Annotated in this window: 12 protein-coding genes; 3 read left to right on the top strand and 9 right to left on the bottom strand. The window is 61.5% G+C overall.

Translation table 11 applies throughout. From position 1 onward, the window contains the following. Positions 1 to 8 precede the first annotated feature (8 nt). From AAEZ09_RS01230 to AAEZ09_RS01210, 5 genes are all read right to left on the bottom strand, one after another. The gene (locus AAEZ09_RS01230) at positions 9 to 791 is read right to left on the bottom strand and encodes an SDR family oxidoreductase (protein WP_350597723.1); all 783 of its coding nucleotides are present in this window, start codon (positions 789 to 791) and stop codon (positions 9 to 11) included. Then, positions 788 to 2,488: an FAD-binding protein gene (locus AAEZ09_RS01225; RefSeq protein WP_350597721.1), complete on the bottom strand. Its 1,701-nt coding sequence runs from the start codon at positions 2,486 to 2,488 to the stop codon at positions 788 to 790. Before AAEZ09_RS01225 ends, AAEZ09_RS01230 begins: the two co-directional genes overlap by 4 nt. After that, positions 2,488 to 4,206, bottom strand: a complete 1,719-nt coding sequence (locus AAEZ09_RS01220; protein ID WP_045058557.1) for an FAD-binding protein — start codon at positions 4,204 to 4,206, stop codon at positions 2,488 to 2,490. The genes AAEZ09_RS01225 and AAEZ09_RS01220 overlap by 1 nt, the downstream gene beginning before the upstream one ends. 241 nt (positions 4,207 to 4,447) lie before the next feature. Beyond that, complete coding sequence (locus AAEZ09_RS01215; protein WP_350597719.1) at positions 4,448 to 6,028, bottom strand: amidase; 1,581 nt, start codon at positions 6,026 to 6,028, stop codon at positions 4,448 to 4,450. Between the two features lie 29 nt (positions 6,029 to 6,057). Continuing rightward, positions 6,058 to 7,539, bottom strand: coding sequence for a coniferyl aldehyde dehydrogenase (locus tag AAEZ09_RS01210; RefSeq protein ID WP_350597717.1), 1,482 nt, complete (start codon positions 7,537 to 7,539; stop codon positions 6,058 to 6,060). Between the two features lie 151 nt (positions 7,540 to 7,690). On the opposite strand from AAEZ09_RS01210, the gene AAEZ09_RS01205 reads away from it, so the two are divergent. Continuing rightward, complete coding sequence (locus AAEZ09_RS01205) at positions 7,691 to 8,674, top strand: flavin reductase family protein (protein ID WP_045058559.1); 984 nt, start codon at positions 7,691 to 7,693, stop codon at positions 8,672 to 8,674. Beyond that, complete coding sequence (locus tag AAEZ09_RS01200) at positions 8,671 to 9,996, top strand: spinster family MFS transporter (RefSeq protein ID WP_350597715.1); 1,326 nt, start codon at positions 8,671 to 8,673, stop codon at positions 9,994 to 9,996. Before AAEZ09_RS01205 ends, AAEZ09_RS01200 begins: the two co-directional genes overlap by 4 nt. Positions 9,997 to 10,050: 54 nt before the next feature. Here AAEZ09_RS01200 and AAEZ09_RS01195 read toward each other — a convergent pair whose 3' ends face one another. Together AAEZ09_RS01195 and AAEZ09_RS01190 are read right to left on the bottom strand one after the other, a co-directional pair. After that, positions 10,051 to 11,892, bottom strand: a complete 1,842-nt coding sequence (locus AAEZ09_RS01195) for a potassium transporter Kup (RefSeq protein WP_350597713.1) — start codon at positions 11,890 to 11,892, stop codon at positions 10,051 to 10,053. Between the two features lie 354 nt (positions 11,893 to 12,246). Continuing rightward, positions 12,247 to 13,587 (bottom strand): MFS transporter, encoded by a 1,341-nt coding sequence (locus tag AAEZ09_RS01190; RefSeq protein ID WP_350597711.1) that lies wholly within the window; start codon positions 13,585 to 13,587, stop codon positions 12,247 to 12,249. A gap of 337 nt (positions 13,588 to 13,924) precedes the next feature. On the opposite strand from AAEZ09_RS01190, the gene AAEZ09_RS01185 reads away from it, so the two are divergent. After that, complete coding sequence (locus AAEZ09_RS01185; protein WP_350597709.1) at positions 13,925 to 14,827, top strand: LysR family transcriptional regulator; 903 nt, start codon at positions 13,925 to 13,927, stop codon at positions 14,825 to 14,827. Between the two features lie 37 nt (positions 14,828 to 14,864). Here the strand turns inward: AAEZ09_RS01185 and AAEZ09_RS01180 are convergent, their stop codons facing one another. Continuing rightward, complete coding sequence (locus AAEZ09_RS01180; RefSeq protein WP_045058565.1) at positions 14,865 to 16,232, bottom strand: sensor histidine kinase; 1,368 nt, start codon at positions 16,230 to 16,232, stop codon at positions 14,865 to 14,867. After that, positions 16,229 to 16,891, bottom strand: a complete 663-nt coding sequence (locus AAEZ09_RS01175) for a response regulator (RefSeq protein WP_045058566.1) — start codon at positions 16,889 to 16,891, stop codon at positions 16,229 to 16,231. The genes AAEZ09_RS01180 and AAEZ09_RS01175 overlap by 4 nt, the downstream gene beginning before the upstream one ends. Positions 16,892 to 16,899: the final 8 nt, after the last annotated feature.

Below are 16,899 nucleotides of genomic sequence, written 5' to 3'. Positions count from 1 at the left end.
AGGAGGCGCTAGATACTCATCACCATCTGCCCACTATCAACGCGCAACTCTACCCCATTGATCGCCCGGGCTTCGTCGCTTGCCAGGAACAACACGCTGGCTGCCACGTCTTCCGGGCGGCACATGCGGTTCATCGGGTCGCTGTCGATGGTGAGGCGGTTGGGATCGATGCCTTCCGGGAAGCCGCCGCGGGTCATATCGGTGAGTACCCCATCGGGGTGCAGGGTGTTGCAACGGATGCGGTACTTGCGCCGTCGGCACATCACCGCCACCGAGCGCGACAGCGCCGCCACCGCCCCCTTCGAAGCGCTGTAGGCCAGGTAATCGTCGCGCCCGGCCAGGGCCGCGATGGACGACAGGTTGATGATCGAGCCACCGCTGTCCTTCATCAACGCGATGCCTTCGCGACAGCCCAGGAACACGCTGTCGGCGTTCACGCGCATGACTTTGTGCCAGTCAGCCAGACTGGTTTCTTCGATCGATCCGGCGATCAGGATACCGGCGTTGTTGACCAGGATATCCAGGCGTCCGTAGCGCTTGCGCACATGTTCGATGACCTGGCGCCACTGGTCTTCGTTGCTGACGTCGTGGCGGATAAAGGCGGTCGTCGGCCCGATTTCCGCTGCCAAAGCCTGGCCGGCCTCGACGTCCAGGTCGCTGATCAGTACCTGGGCACCTTCGGCTGCCAGCAGGCGCGCGCTGGCAGCGCCGATGCCCTTGGCGCCGCCGGTGACCAGCGCCACCTTGCCGTGAACCCGTCCATTCTTGCTCGTTTGCTCGAGGGGCATCATGGGGTCTCCTGTGCGTGGGTGTTTTGCGGTTGCTGGCTGTGTGCGCGGACGACGGCGGCACCGGCTCGACGGCCGGAGAACACGCAGTCCGCCAGGGACAGGCCACTGATGTACAGGTGCGACGGTATGCCCAGGGCGCTGCGTCCGGCGGCGTACAAGCCGCTGATTGCCTGGCCTTGCTCGTCCAGCACCGCGCCGCTGCGCTCATCCACGCGCAATCCACCCAGGGTCAGGGCGCCCAGGGGAAATACCGGATTGGTCACGGAGATATCGCAGGCATAGAACGGCCCTTGTTCAAGTACCTGGCGCCCACCCTCGGACTTGCCGAACGGCTCCGGCGCCTCGCCACGGGCGGCGGCGTTGGCGGCCAGCACAGAGTCGCGCAGCACGTTGGGGTCCATGGACGTCGCACTGGCCAGCTCAGTCAGGCTCTTGCCCTTGCGCACCTTGAACAGCATCAGGGCCAGGGCCGGAAAACTCTGGAACCACCAGTAGCCGCCGAACAGCGCTTCGCGGATGGCTTTCTTGCGCAACGGCGCATCCAGCACCAGCCACGCCTTGCCCCCCTGCTCTTCCATCAAGGGCTGGCCGAGGGTGGCGCCGTAGACTTCTTCGTTGCAAAAGCGCAGCCCCTCGCGGTTGACCACGATGCCTTTGTGCCAACTGTACGGCGGGTTGATGAAGCGCCACGCCGATACTCGCTCAAGCCCAGCCCCCTGACCACCGACACTGGCACCCAGGCGCAAGCCGCTGCCATCGCAGCCGGTGGCGCCGACCTTGAAATTGCGCCGGAACTTCGGCGCGTACTGTTCGAGCAATTGGCGGTTGAAGATGAAGCCACCAGTGCTCAGGATCACCCCGCGGAGCGCCCGCACCCGGCGAGGCTTGGCGAAATCCCGTTCCAGTTGGCAGACCTTCTTGCGCAGTTTGTTGCAATAGCCAGGGACGAAGTTCTGCAGACGTTCGGCGCGGGCGGACAGTCGGGCATGCAAGTGGGCTTGCTTGCTGCCTTTGGGCATGCACCAAAACTCGGCACCCAGTACCTGCCCCTGGGCATCGGTGACCAGTCGTCGCGCCGCCGCCTGCAACAGCGTTCTCGCTCCGGCCTTCAGGCACGCTGCTTTCAGGTGGGAAAAAAGTACCGCCCCGCCCTGCCCCTTGCCCACGGTGCGATGCCCTCGTGGCGCAGGCGGCAAGGGGCCGCCGTGATCAGGCACCAATTCGTTACCCGAGTAATAGAGGAAGTAGCCGTCGGGCGGATAAGAAGTCTTTCCCCCGCCCGGTGGCATCTGGTGGGCGTAGGGCGCGCCGTGGCTTTCCAGCCACTGGAGGTTGCTCACGCTGTCGGCGCAGAAGCGCCGCAGCGTGTCATCGCTGACTACGGAGCGGGTTTCGTGCTTGAGGTAGTCGAACATGGCTTGGGGACTGTCGTTGAAGCCCGCCGCCTGTTGATGGCGCGTGCCGCCCCCGGCATAGACCACCCCGCCGCTTTTGGCGCTGGCACCGCCGCCGGTGAAGCGGTCGGCGATCAGCACGTCGGCACCCTCGGCCCGAGCTTCAAGCGCCGCGCAGGCACCGGCAGCACCCCAGCCGACGACCAGTACATCGCATTGTTCGTCCCAGGTTACGCTGTTGCCATTGGCCACCTGCAAGGGTGGCATTACGTCGGTGCTGGGGACGTTATCCGTCATTGACATCACGCCTCCTGCAGCTGACGGGCCAAGTGGTTGGCGGCGACATAACCAAAGGTCATCGCCGGCCCCAGGGTGCCACCGGCTCCCGGGTAGCTGGTGCCCATCACCGAGGCAGAGCAGTTGCCAATGGCGTACAAGCCGGCGATGGTCGAACCGTCATCGCGTACCACCTGGGCATGTTCGTTGGTCAACAGACCGCCCTTGGTGCCGATGTCACCGGCGTCCAGGCGCATGGCGTAGTAAGGCCCTTTGCGCAGCGGCGCCAGGCAAGGGTTGGGCTTGATGTTGCAGTCGCCGTAATAGCGGTCGAAGACATTGCCGCCACGGGCAAAGTCGATGTCCACACCGCTTTCTGCGTAGCCGTTGACCTTGGCCACGGTGGCTTCCAGGCCAGCACCGTCGACGCCGATCTGCCGGGCCAGGCCGCTCAGGGTGTCGGCTTTCCAGTACAGGTTGTTGAGCCACTCTTTGCGCAGGCGGCTATCGGGCATGACCTGACCAGGCATCAATGGCCCCATGGCGTAGTTGAAACGGAAGTGCGCGTCGAAGATCACCCAGGCCGGCACCGATCTCCCGTCGGTACTCTGGTTGTCCCGATGCATGGCGTCGACGAACTCCAGATACGGTGCCGCTTCGTTGACAAAGCGCTGCCCCAGACCGTTGACCACGATAGCGCCGGGGAACGCACGCTCGGCGAAGATCCCCCGGGGCTTGTCCTCTCCCGGCACGGCAATGGTCGGCGCCCACCAGGCCCAATCCATCAACGCGGTGGCGGCGCCTTGCGCCATGCCGGCTTCGAGGGCGGCCCCAGTGTTGTTACCAGGCGGTGTCGCGCTCCAGGCCTTACGGGTGGGCTTGGGCAAGTACTGGTCGCGCAGCGCCTGGTTCTGTTCAAAGCCACCCGAGGCAAGGATCACCCCCAGGCGGGCCTGCAATTGCAGCTCGGCACCGTCACGCATCACTGTGACACCGCTGACCCGGCCGCTTTCGGTGACCAGGCCACAGAAATCGGTGTTGAGCCAAAGCGGTACGTTGCGGTCCATCAGCGAGCGGCGCAGGGAGGCCACCAGCGAACTTCCCAGGGATGCACGGCGGTCCATCTTGCTTTTGCGTCGCCATTTGAAGTCCAGCTTGTAGCGCAACATCAGCTTCATGATCAGCAAGCGCCAGCCGAAACTGCGGGCCATGGCTTTGTGTGCATCGCGCGCAGTCCAGGCGATGCGCCCCATCAGCAGGGTTGAAGGCGACGGTTTGCGCAGGTTCGCGAGTTCCTCGCCCAACAGGCTGGTATCGAAAAACTCCGGGTCCAGTGTTCGTCCACCGGCCAATGCCCCGGGCAGGTGTGGATAGTAATCAGGGTATTTCGCCGCCACCGCGTAGCGCACCCGGCTTATACGGGTGAGCTGTTCGATCATCTTCGGCGCGTTGTCCAGGTATGCGCGCAAGCGCGTTTCGTCGACATGCTCGCCCGCCGCCGCTTGCAGATAGGTCAGGGCCGTTGCGTAGCTGTCATTGCCGTTCATGCGAGCGAAATAGTGGTTGTTCGGAATCCAGATACCGCCGCCGGAAATCGCCGACGTGCCGCCGTACTGGTCGCTTTTCTCCACTACCAGCACCCGCATACCCTGGTCGGCGAGAAACACCGCCGAAGTCATCGCACCTGCGCCCGAACCGACGACGATCACGTCATAGTGGGTCTGAGACTGAACTTGAGCCGTCATTGTTGTTATGCCATTAGCTGAGGTCAGAAAGAAACCGCCGACCACGCAGGGTGCGCTGGCGGAGTGCAGCCCATGATTAGGGCTGCGGGGGGATTGGCTCATCGTCAAATTGGACTAGGGGTTGCCTGTGGAGGCGAGTCAGCTCGCGTTAGCGGTGGATCAGTCAACAGGATGTTGAACTTCAGCGCCCATCGCCAGCAGACTGGCTCCCACAAAGGTGCGGAACTGCAAGGGCGTGGAACTAAAAGGTGGCACGCCTGGCGACCCACGGATGGGCTTGTTCCAGCTGGCTGGACAGGCGCAGCAGCACGTCTTCGCCACCCAGGCGCGCAGTGAACATCATGCCCACCGGCAGGCCGTCGTCACTCTGGCCAAGCGGCAGAGAGATCGCCGGCTGGCCGCTTACGTTGGCGAGTACCGTGAAGCCGGCGCTGCCCATAGCGTTGTGGGCGTAACTGTCCCAGGGCTGGTCCAGGGACAACAGCCCCAGCTTCGGCGTCAGGCTACCGGTGACCGGCGACAGGATCACGTCGTAGCGTTCGAAATGGTGCTCCATGGTCGCGCCGATACTCTCGAACGATTGCCGGGCGCGGTACAGATCCTCGCCACTGGTACCCTTGGAACGTTCCAGATTCACCAGGGTGATTTTCTCCAGGTCCTGCGCCGTGGCAGCGCGTCCGAGCACCTGCTCACGGTCGTGGATCAAGGTTCGCACGGCCGTCCCGATCACCATGCCATGGGCGCCGAACAACTGACGGGGATCGACCCTCAGCTCCAGCTCGTCGATCTCATGCCCCAGCGCCAGCAGTTGCTTGATGGTCTGTTCCAGCGTCGCGGCAATCGCCGGTTCAAGCGGCGCGCCGGTCAACGATTGGCGCACGACAGCCACGCGCAACTTGCCCGGTTCGCGTTGCAACTCTTCTACGTAGGGTCGGACCAAGGGCGGGCACCAATACGCACTGCCGGCCTCATGGCCCTGCCCGACATCAAGGAACAGTGCGGTATCGCGCACCGTGCGTGAGACGACGTTGGCCACACTGGCGCCAAACCAGCCCTCGAAATGCAGCGGCCCGCTGGGGGTTCGATACCGGCTGGGCTTGAGTCCGACCAGGCCGCAGTACGAAGCAGGAATGCGGATCGAACCGCCGCCATCGGTGGCATGGGCCACGGGCACGATCCCCGCCGCCACCGCTGACGCCGCGCCTCCGGAAGAACCGCCGGCGCTCATGGCCAGGTTCCAGGGGTTACGGGTCTGGCCCCAGGCCAGGGATTCGGTGGTGGTGGTCAAGCCGAACTCAGGGCATGTGGTCTTGCCGAATGGCACCGCACCGGCCTGCTCATAACGGGAGATCAGGACACTGGTGCGGCTGGCCGGTGGTGAGTCCTTGAACATCCGGCAACCGTTGCTGGTGATGGTGCCCTGCAAGGAAGTGTTGAGGTCCTTGAGCAGCAGCGGCACTCCGGCCAGGGCGCCCCGATTTTCAGTGCCCGCCGCGCGACGCTGGGCCAGCAAGGTGCGAGCGTAACCCTCATGCAGCATGTTCACTGCATTGACCTTGGGGTTGGCTTCGTTGTAGCGAGCCAGCGCCGCCGCCATCAGGTCCTCGGCACTCAGTTCGCCGCTGCGGATCGCCTGGCTCATCGCCCAGGCGTCCAGGCCCTGGTAGTCGCTGGCCGAAATCCCCGCCGCGCGGACGTTTGCATAGCGCCCCAGAAGCCCGACGCCAACAGCCACGGCACCGGCCTTGAGTACGCTGCGACGGGGCCAGCCGGCTTCAGGGGTTGTCGAAGGATTGAGCGGTGAGTGTTCGTGATTAGCCATGATAGTGATGACGCCCTGATTGATCATTATTAGTCGGATGTAACACCGGCCAGCATGGCCGCCAGGTAGTGCTCACCGTAGGGCGGCAACAGGCCCCACTCGCGGCGCGGGTCGTGGGCCGAAGCCTTGAACACCGTGCGCATGTGGCTGAATTCAAGAAATCCTTCGCGACCATGGTAATGGCCCATGCCCGACGCGCCGACACCGCCAAATGGCGCATCGTGCAGGGCGGCGTGCATCATCACGTCGTTGAGGGTGACCCCGCCGGACAGGGTGTGTTCCAGCACGTGGCGCTGCTCCTGCGCATCTTCGCCGAAGTAGTAAAGCGCCAGCGGACGTGGCCCTGCATTGATTTGCGCGATGACCTGATCGAGGTCGTCATACCCCAGCACGACCATGGCCGGACCAAAGATTTCCTCTTGCATGATCGAGCTCTCCGGGGCCGGATCAACCACCACCCGCAGCGGGCGACGGCGGTCCTGGGTGTCCACGGCCAGGGGTTCGGGCAGGCATTCGACGCGCGCACCGCGTGCCTGCGCGTCCTCGACCAGGCTCTCGACCCGCTGCAGATGTCGCTGATTGACCACTGCTACCACATCCGGGTTGCCCGCTACGGTTGGGTTGAGATCCCGATAGGCGCTGCGCAAGGCTTCAAGGAAGGATTCGAGGCGGGCCTTGGGTACGTGCACCAGGTCCGGATTGATGCAGATTTGTCCACCATTACTGGCCTTACCCGCGGCGATGCTGAAAGCGGCCTTGTTCAAGTCGGCGCTGGCAGAGACGATTACCGGCGACTTGCCACCCAGTTCCAGGGTCACCGGCACCAGGTTTTTCGCAGCATTGCCCATTACCTGCCGGCCAATCGCCGTGCTGCCGGTGAACACCAGGTGGTCGAAGGGCTGGCTGCTGAAGGCCTCGCCCAGCTCCGGCCCGCCGTTGAGCACTGCAACGACCAATGGATCAAGGTGTTCAGCGCACAGATCCGCCAACAGTCGAGCGGTGCGTGGCACCACCTCCGAGGGCTTAAGGATGGCCCGATTGCCGGCCGCCAGAGCCGATGCCAACGGGCTGAGCAAGGTATACAGCGGAGCATTCCACGTACCGAGGATGCCTACCGTGCCCTTGGGTTGGTACATGACCCAGGCGGTGGCGCCGAGCTGGTCATAAGGGCTGAACATCTGACGGGGTTCGTCCGGCATCCAGTCCTGCAGATGATCGCGGGCATGTTTAAGCGAGGCCAGTGCGCCCAGCACATCATTCATCAATGAGAAACCGGCAGGCCTCCCGCCGAAATCCTGGTCAATGGCCTGAGTCAATGCGGCGTGGTTATGGACCAGCAGGTCGATGACCTGCTGCAGGCGCTGGCGTCGGGTTTCGCCGCTGACTCTCCCGGCACTGGCGAAAGCACTCTTCTGTCGCGCCAGCAGGCTGGAAAGGTCTTCGACGCAAGACGTGGCTGAACTCATTGTTATCCCCTTGCAGGTCGGCTCATTGGTCGTTAAGCGCCCCATGCGCCTGGCGCCACCCTAGCCTTGCGGACATCTGCGCCGCCTCGTCCAATCGGACGAGCCCCTGAAATAGTGTTAGTCCGTTGAGACGATGTTGGGCATTTGCAAACGCCCAATACTGGCCATACGAAAACTCCACTCCATGAGGCCAGTCATGGCAATGCAAAGCATCAGCTTCGATCCCCAGGCATTCCGCGCCGCGCTCGGCACGTTCACCACCGGGGTCACAATCATCACTACCCAGACCGAAGACGGCTCTCCGGTTGGCATCACCGCCAACAGTTTCAACTCGGTGTCGCTTAACCCGCCGTTGGTACTCTGGAGCCTCTCCAAGCAGGCACGCAGTCTGCCGATCTTCAGCAGCGGCAAGCATTGGAATGTGCACGTGCTGTCCACGGAGCAGGAGACACTGTCGGGACGCTTTGCCACTCAGGGCGAGGACAAATTCGCCGAGATCGAACTCGACAATGGCATCAGCGAGGCACCGCTATTGCAAGATTGCACGGCGCGTTTCCAATGCCGCACGGCGTTCCAGTACGAAGGCGGTGACCATGTGATCTTTGTGGGTGAGGTACTCGCCTTCGATCACAGCGACCGGGCGCCGCTGGCGTTCCAAAGCGGCCAGTACGCCCTGGCAACGCGTAAGCCACGCAGCGAACTGCGACTGGCGACCACCCCGCCACCGCCCGAGTGCAGCTATACCGAGGACTTGCTCGGTTACCTGTTGGGACGTGGGCACTATCAAGTGCTGAACGTCTTGCGCAAGCTATTGAACAGTCAGCAGCTGGACGAACAGACGTTTTTTGTTCTTTCCATTCTGTGTATCCGCGACAACCTCACCCTTGAGGAAATCAACACCTTTGTGAACTACACAGGCCGCGAAGTCACCCTGGCCAGCATGCGTTTTCTCGAACGCCAGCGCCTGGTGGCGTTCGAGGGCTCGGCAGAGTCCTTGCGGTTTGTCCTCACGGCCCAGGGCCGCGAAGTTTCGCTGCATCAAGTCGCTTTGGCCAAGGCCGTGGAAGAAGACCTTGCCGTCAAGCTCGGCGCGGCCGACGCTCAAGCCTTGAAGGTGTTGCTCAAGCGCCTGATCGTCGTAAGCGACCCCGGCCTGCCGGATCTGTGGGCACCACGTTGACTGCCCGCGCAGGTTTGTTGCCACGGGCCAGGGTCGGCTGGGGCAGCCATGGCTTGCTGTTGCTGCTGGCGATGGTATTTGCCGACAATTTCGTCGGTCGACAAATACTGGCGGTCATGGTCGAACCGATCAAATCCGAATTTGCCGTCAGCGACACCGCCATCGGGTTGATCTCGGGATTGGCGTTCGCGGCAGTCTATGCACTGATGGGCCTGCCAGCGGGTCGCCTGGTGGACCGCATGCCACGTATACGGCTGCTGGCAATGTCCTGCTTGCTCTGGGCCTTGGCGACCATGGCTTGCGGCCTGGCCGGCAGCTTCCTGGCGCTGGCCTTCGCGCGCATGCTGGTTGCAGTCAGCGAGTCGCCGACAACTTCGGCCTCGCTGTCGTTGATCGCAGACCTGTACCCACCACAACGGCGTTCATTTGCCATCAGTTGCTTTACCGCCGCACCGACCTTCTCCTCGATCATCGGGTTAAGCATCGGTGCCTGGGTGGTGGAGCACTATGGCTGGCGCAGTGCGTTCATTGCCCTTGGGGTGCCGGCGCTGGCGTTCAGCGCTATCCTCGCGTTTTTCGTACGCGACCCTCAACGCGGTCGTTGGGATGTTACACAGTCCCACACCCCCCCCGCCCTGCTGGGCATGGGCGCTGAAGCGCGCAAGCTGTGGGCGCTGCCAGCGTATCGTTGCCTGATCCTCGCAGGTGGACTGACCACACTCAGTTCCTATGCCATTGGCATGTGGAACACCAGCTTCCTGGTGCGCTCACACGGCCTGTCCCTGCAACACGCTGGATTGCTGGCAGGAGTGATCTGCGGAATTTCGGCGGGAATCGGTGGTTTGTTCAGCGGCTGGTTGAGTGACCGCCTGTGCCGGCGCAATCCACACTGGCAAGTTTCGATCCCGATTTTCGGCCACTTGGCGGCCATCTGTGCGCTGGTTCCCTATTTGCTCTGGTCCGACTCCCTGCTGGTGCGCCTGGGTGATGTGCCGATTCCAACCGCCATGCTCTGGTGCGCGCTTTACGCATTCTTTGCCGTCTGGTGGGTCGCCCCGTCCTACAACCTTGTCACCCAACTGGTGCCACCCGGTCGACGGGGTAGCGCCATGGCTTTACAAACCATCGTCAGCACTTTGCTCGGCGTCGGTATCGGGCCACTGGCAACCGGCTTGATCAGCGACATGCTGCTTCCTCTGTTTGGCCACGAGTCATTGCGATATGCGCTGCTGTTGGTGAATCTGCCGGTCATCTGCTCGGTGGTATTGCTGATGCGGACCGCGAGCCATGCGTCAAGCACGGGTTATGGCCACGGGGGTTAAGCTGAGCTGTGCGAGCAATTCGTCCGAAGGCCCAGCAGAGGGCCTTGCCTGTCCTCACATCTCCACCTGAGTCCCCAGTTCGATCACCCTGTTGAGTGGCAATTTGAAGTACTTCAGATTGCTATTGGCGTTCTTCAGCAGAAACGCGAACAGACCCTCTCGCCAGCGTGCCATGCCCATGCGCTTCGTTGGGACCACCGTCTCACGGCTGAGGAAATAGGTCGTGCGCATCGGGCTGAAATCCAGCTCATTCAAATGACAAAGACTTAAGGCTGTAGGCACGTCCGGCTCTTCCATGAAGCCGAAGTGGAGGCTGACCCGGAAGAACCCGTCGCCATAGGCTTCAACTTCAAACCGCCGATCTGCACTCACTCGAGGACTGTCCTCGGACACTACGGTGAGCAATACCACTTGCTCGTGCAGCACCTGGTTATGCAGCAGATTGTGCAAGAGTGCATGGGGAACCGCATCGGCCCTGGCCGTCAGGAAAACCGCAGTCCCCTGCACACGATGCGGCGGCTGTGAACGGATACTGCTGATGAACAGCGGCAAAGGCAGCGCGGTCTCATCCAGCCGCTCGACGATGATTTTCCGCCCGCGCTTCCAAGTCGTCATCAAGATAAACAGACCAATACCGGCGATCACCGGGAACGCGCCGCCCTGGAAAATCTTGGGCGCGTTGGCAGCGAAGTACAGGCTGTCGACCAGCAGAAACCCGATCAGCATGGGTATCGCCAGCCACCGAGGCGTTTTCCAAAGGAGCAGCACGACAGCCGAGGACAAGATGGTGGTGATCAACATGGTGCCCGTCACCGCGACCCCATAGGCAGCGGCCAAGGCGCTGGACGACTCGAAACCGATCACCAACAGCACGACACCGACCATCAGCGCCCAGTTGACCGTGCCGATGTAAATCTGCCCCTGCTCTTGGCTGGAGGTGTGCTGAATGAACATGCGAGGGACATACCCTAACTGGATAGCCTGGCGCGTCAGGGAGAAAGCGCCGGAGATCACGGCTTGCGACGCAATGATGGTTGCCAGGGTGGAGAGCGCGACCATCGGCAACAGCGCCCAGCTTGGCGCGAGCAGATAGAACGGATTGCGTATCGCCTCCGGGTTCTCCAGGATCAGGGCACCCTGGCCAAAATAATTGAGCACCAGCCCCGGCAACACCAGGATGAACCAGGCGCGGGAAATCGGTTTGCGACCAAAGTGGCCCATGTCGGCATACAGCGCTTCAGCGCCAGTCAATGCCAGCACGACGGCGCCCAAAATCGCCACACCCATTCCCGGATGAACCACGAAGAACTGCACTGCCCAAACAGGGTTAAGCGCTTGCAGCACTTCGGGACGCTGCAAAATACCGTGGATCCCGAGCACGCCCAATACCACAAACCACAGCACCATAATCGGACCAAACAGGATGCCGATGCGGGCGGTGCCGTGTTTTTGTATCAGGAACAGCGCCACCAGCACGACCACTGACAGGGGCACCACCCAATGTTCTATGCCATCAAAAGCCAGCTGCAGCCCTTCAACCGCCGACAGCACCGAAATCGCCGGGGTAATCATGCTGTCCCCGTAAAAAAGTGCCGCCCCGAACAGGCCGAGCAGCACCAGTACCTTGCTCATGTGGGGATAAGGGCTGGCCGCGCGGCGGGCCAAAGCCGTCAATGCCATGATGCCGCCTTCGCCCTGGTTGTTGGCACGCAGGATGAACAGCACGTATTTGATCGAGACGACCCAGATCAGTGACCAAAAGATCAACGACAGGATCCCCAGCACGCCGTCGTGGTTTACCTGAACGCCGTAGTGGCCGGAAAACACTTCTTTAAGCGTGTAGAGGGGGCTGGTGCCAATGTCGCCATATACCACGCCGACAGCGGCGACGAGCATGCCCACTCCTGACGTTTTGGATGGGTAATTTTCGTTTGCAACGGTCACTGTCTCACTCAAGGGGCGCTTCTCTCAATCATCGGGGAGTACTGCACGCCTTCCTTGCGCAATGCCTCTGTTCCAGGCCTATCGGAAAAGAAAGGCCTGGGCGATTAAAAAATCGCCGCCAGTATCGTGTCCGGCAAAAACGCTGACTGTAAAAAAAACGTAAAAAAATTTCGTCAGCCACCGACTTTGCAGCGTCACCCCAATGATCGAAGGCGGACAGCATTTCTTCCTGACTGGCATTGCGCACCCATGGCGCGTCGCTTGGCCAGGTGGGATCAGGGTGCCCATCCCTGGGCGTGACCTTTTCTACTGCGGTACGGCTTGTTTGGATGAAGTTGTTCGACGGCTCGCAGAGTTCTGGATCAGGAACACCAGAATAGCGATGGCACCGATCAGACCGGGTACCGCAAAGATGAGAAAGCTTGCCTGTAACGGCAATGAAGAAGCATGCAATGCGCCCCCCAGCAATGGACCGATGATGGCGCCGGTCCGACCGATACCCATGGCCCAACCCAGCCCTGTAGACCGAATATGCGCTGGGTAGTACTGCACCGTGCAGGCGTTAGCCAGGATTTGCGTGCCAATGGTGCACGCCCCTGCAATGGCGATGAGCAAATACAGGACGGGTAAAGGTGCTTTCAGCGCCAGCAGGCTCAGGGCGATCGCCCCGCAAGTGAAAAAAGCGAACAACACCTTGGCGATGCCAATCCGGTCTCCCAGCCAGCCTCCGGCCACTGCACCGATGATCGCACCGCCGTTGAGCGCCAACAGAAACGCCAAGCTGGAATTCAGGCCATAACCGGCGGCAGTCATCAGTTTCGGCAGCCAGGAGCTCAACGCATATACCATCAGCAAGCAACAGAAAAACGCCAGCCACAGCATCAGGGTATTCAACTTGCGCCCGTCCTGGAACAGTTGCGCAATGGACACCGTCGTCCCTTTGGCGACCATCGGGTTCAACTGGTCACCGGCGGTGGGTGCATATGACGGCGTAGCGTGTGCCAGCAGCATTTGGGCCTCGACGGTCTGCCCGGTGCGCAGCAGGAAATCCATCGACTCCGGCAATTGCCGAATCAGAAACGGCAAGGCCAACAACGGAATCAGCGCCACATAGAACACCGCCTGCCAGCCCCATTGGGGAATCAGCACCATGCCCAGGCCCGCTGAGAGCATCCCCCCTAGCGAATAGCCACTGAACATGATCGCCACCAGGGTGCTGCGGGATTTCTTCGGTGCGTACTCGTTCATCAGCGCGACCACGTTGGGCATGACGCCGCCGATCCCCAGGCCAGCGATGAATCGGCACAAGGCGAAGGCCTCGGGGCTCCGGGCCAGACCGTTCAGGGCTGTGACTACGCTGAAGATGGCAACACACATCATGATGGTTTTACGTCGGCCTATGCGATCCGACAATGAACCGAAAAACAATGCCCCCAGCATCATGCCCACCAGCGCGCAACTGCCCAGCGCCCCGGCCTGCAACGAACTCAAGCCCCACTCGGCCATCAGTGAGGGCAACACGACCCCATAGATGACCAGGTCATAACCGTCGAAAATGATGATCAGTGCGCACCAGAACAGCACGCGGGCATGGAAGGCATTAAAACGCGCCCCGTCAATCAGGGCCGAGACATCAATCGTACGCATGGCATCGCTCTTCTTGTCATTGTTATAGAGCCGGAGGATCTGTCGCCCCCCGGAAATCGCGCGGTGTCCAATGGTGTTAAGCAGAGCATTGAGCACTGGACATGGGTTCGATGATGGGCAAACCCGCGCCCGTGATAAATGCAGCCAGGTGAATAGGCATTATTTCGAACGTGAATAAACCTCGGACGAAACAAAAGCCCCACTGATATCCAATGGACGCGCCCCTCTGGCACTTGTTAGGCTTTGGCCCTTGCAGCGGCCATTTCAGAGCGGTGCAGACCCCAAGGGTGGGCAAAGATTTACGGCCCTTATGAGCACGCAATCTGCACGAGACGTTATGGAATTACGTGAACTTGATCTCAATCTGCTGCTGGTATTCAACCAGTTGCTCATCGACCGCCGGGTATCAACGGCGGCCGATAGCCTTGAGTTGACCCAGCCCGCTGTGAGCAACGCGTTGAAGCGCTTGCGTGTCGCTTTGAATGACGAGCTGTTCGTTCGCACGTATCAGGGAATGAAGCCCACGCCCTACGCCCGGCAGTTGGCTGAGCCGGTGGCCATGGCCATCCAGACCTTGCGCGATGCGCTGAGCCGTCAGGACACCTTCGACCCGCGCAACTGCAATCGCCGATTTACCATGGCAATGACCGACATTGGCGAAATCTACTTCATGCCGCGGCTGATGGACGCCCTGGCTGAGCGCGCGCCGGGTTGCTCGATCAGTACCCTGCGCAACACCTCCAATACCCTGGCCGAAGGCTTGCAGAACGGTGCAATTGACCTCGCAGTCGGCTTGCTTCCGCACCTGCAAGCCGGATTTTTTCAGCAGCGCCTGTTTCACCATCGCTATGTCTGCGTATGCCGCAAGGACCACCCCGCGACCCGGGAGCCGCTGACGCTTGAGCGTTTCTGCAGTTATGGCCACGTTCGGGTCGTCGCGGCGAACACCGGTCACGGTGAAGTAGATACGTTCCTGGCGCGGGCCGGCATCGAGCGCAACATACGCCTGGAGGTTCCGCATTTCGTCGCCGTCGGCCACATACTTCAACGCACCGACTTGATGGCCACAGTGCCTGAACGATTTGCCAGCAGTTGCGAACAACCCTTCGGGCTCGCAGTTTTACCGACGCCAGTGGAACTGCCCAACATCGAAATAAACCTGTTCTGGCATGCGCGCTATAACAAGGATCCCGCCAATCGCTGGCTGCGCCAGCTGATGTTTGAGTTGTTTTCTGATTAGTGGCTGACAATCACCCGGCCGGTTATGGATGGCCGCGTTAAAAACGCAAAATCTCCAACGTAGCGCGCAGCCCCGTGGGCGTGCGGTTTTCCAACCGGACCTGCCCTCCCAGGCGATCGGCAATCGCCTGGACGATGTTCAGCCCCAGACCCGCGCCCTGATCATTGCCGCGGCTGTAGAAGCGTTCGAACAGCCTGTCGCGATCTTCCTCATTGATCCCCGGCCCCTCATCCTCAACAGACAATTGGTAGTGATCGCCCTGTTTACTCAGCCTGACAGTGATCAAACCGTGCTTAGGCGAAAAGTTGGCGGCATTGGTCACCAAATTGTTCAAGGCGATGTCGATGGCGGCGGGATCGACCCTGACGGGGCCGATGTCGTCGCTGACATCGAAGGCCAGTTCCAGCCCCTTGTTCAACAACCAGGGCGTCAACTGCACCAGGCTGGCACGCACGGTGGCCGCCAGATCAATGGCCGGTGATGGCGGTATCGCTGATTGCGGTTCAAGGCGGGCCATGGTCAGCAATTGGTTGACCAGTCGGGTGGTACGGTCCACGCCGGCGATCAAATGTTCCAGGGACTCACGGCGATCCTCTTCGCTCCCCGCCTCCATCAGGTTCTGTGCATGGACCCTGAGCACCGCTAACGGCGTACGCATCTCATGGGCCGCATCAGCGATAAAACGCCGCTCGCGCCCCATGACTTCCTGGATCTGCGCGAGCATGCGATTGAGCGCCGCTTGCATCGGTTCCAGCTCGCTGGGCAGCGGGGTCAGTTGCAGCGGCTCCAGCGAGCCGCTGTGCCGAGCCCGCAGCGTGGCCGCCATGTCGGCCAGGGGCTTGAGGCCCCAGCCAATGGCCATCCACACCATCGCTGCCAGAATCAGGCTGCCCAGCACATTGGGCAACAGGGTATGGCGCAGGATCCGGTCCACCAGGTCCGAACGCACATCGTCCCGTTCACCCACCCAGATCCGTAGATCCGTTTGTTTGTCCTCCAGCATGAAGGCGCGCCAGTGGCGGTTGTTCAGGTCCACCACATCACTAAAACCTGGGGTGACTGGCGGTGTGCCAAAAGACGGCGCACTGGCGGTGTGCACCAGTACCTGGCCCTGACGATTCCAGACCTGAAAGGCAATCTTGCTTTCATAGGGATGACCATCGACCTTGGGCACCGCCTCGCCCAAGGCCTTATTGAACGCCTGGTAGAGTTCGGCGTGTTCCTTGCTGGCCAGCGGCATGCGCATCACGCCCTGCAGCAGCCGGGCGTTCTGGGCTAGCTGGGCGTCGTAGACTTCGGCGATTTCGTGATTGCTGTCGTTCCAGTTGAACACGGTGATCACTGCCAGGCCGGCGAGCATCAGGCCGATGATCAGCGTCAGCGTGCGACGCCGGATGGAGGTCATCGACGTTCCTCCACCAGGTAACCAACTCCGCGAATGGTACGGATCAGGTCAGTGGAGAACTTTTTGCGCAGGTGATGAATGTGCACTTCCAGGGTGTTGCTTTCGGCCTCTTCGTTCCAGCCGTAGAGCAACTGCATCAGGTGATCGCGGGTCATGACCCGGCCCGGTGGCGACAGAAGTTCGTGGAGCAGTTGATACTCCTTGGGCGTCAGTGCCACCGGTTCACCCATATAGCTGACTTGCTGCGTGCCCGGATTGAGGCTGATGCCAGCGTGTTCGATGAGCATCTGCGCACGCCCGGCGCTGCGCCGCAGCAAGGCCCGCAGACGCGCCTTGAGTTCGGCCAGATCGAAGGGCTTGATCAGGTAATCGTCGGCCCCGGCATCCAGCCCGGCGATACGGTCTTCGGTGGCGTCCCGCGCCGTAAGAATCAACACCGGCAGGTTGGAGCCGCTGTCACGCAGGCGGCGCAGCACTTCCAGCCCGTCCATGCGTGGCAGGCCAAGGTCGAGCACCGCCAGGTCGAAGGATTCGCTGAGTAGCGCATGCAAGGCACTGCTACCGTCCTGCAACCAGTCCACGGTGTACCCTTCGCGGCCGAGGGCCTGATGAATGCCTTCACCCAGCGCCACGTCATCCTCAATCAGTAATAAGCGCACACGGACTC

Source organism: Pseudomonas sp. 65/3-MNA-CIBAN-0223 (assembly GCF_040310425.1).
Classification (GTDB): domain Bacteria; phylum Pseudomonadota; class Gammaproteobacteria; order Pseudomonadales; family Pseudomonadaceae; genus Aquipseudomonas; species Aquipseudomonas gregormendelii.
This window is presented reverse-complemented; position numbering and strand designations above follow the sequence as displayed.

Excerpts from the sequence above, each read along its gene's own strand:
- AAEZ09_RS01230 (WP_350597723.1), bottom strand. The coding sequence starts at position 791 with ATGATGCCCCTCGAGCAAACGAGCAAGAATGGACGGGTTCACGGCAAG.
- AAEZ09_RS01180 (WP_045058565.1), bottom strand. The coding sequence starts at position 16,232 with ATGACCTCCATCCGGCGTCGCACGCTGACGCTGATCATCGGCCTGATG.
- AAEZ09_RS01205 (WP_045058559.1), top strand. The coding sequence starts at position 7,691 with ATGGCAATGCAAAGCATCAGCTTCGATCCCCAGGCATTCCGCGCCGCG.
- AAEZ09_RS01190 (WP_350597711.1), bottom strand. The coding sequence starts at position 13,587 with ATGCGTACGATTGATGTCTCGGCCCTGATTGACGGGGCGCGTTTTAAT.
- AAEZ09_RS01220 (WP_045058557.1), bottom strand. The coding sequence starts at position 4,206 with ATGACGGCTCAAGTTCAGTCTCAGACCCACTATGACGTGATCGTCGTC.
- AAEZ09_RS01225 (WP_350597721.1), bottom strand. The coding sequence starts at position 2,488 with ATGTCAATGACGGATAACGTCCCCAGCACCGACGTAATGCCACCCTTG.
- AAEZ09_RS01215 (WP_350597719.1), bottom strand. The coding sequence starts at position 6,028 with ATGGCTAATCACGAACACTCACCGCTCAATCCTTCGACAACCCCTGAA.
- AAEZ09_RS01210 (WP_350597717.1), bottom strand. The coding sequence starts at position 7,539 with ATGGGGCGCTTAACGACCAATGAGCCGACCTGCAAGGGGATAACAATG.
- AAEZ09_RS01185 (WP_350597709.1), top strand. The coding sequence starts at position 13,925 with ATGGAATTACGTGAACTTGATCTCAATCTGCTGCTGGTATTCAACCAG.
- AAEZ09_RS01195 (WP_350597713.1), bottom strand. The coding sequence starts at position 11,892 with ATGCTCGTCGCCGCTGTCGGCGTGGTATATGGCGACATTGGCACCAGC.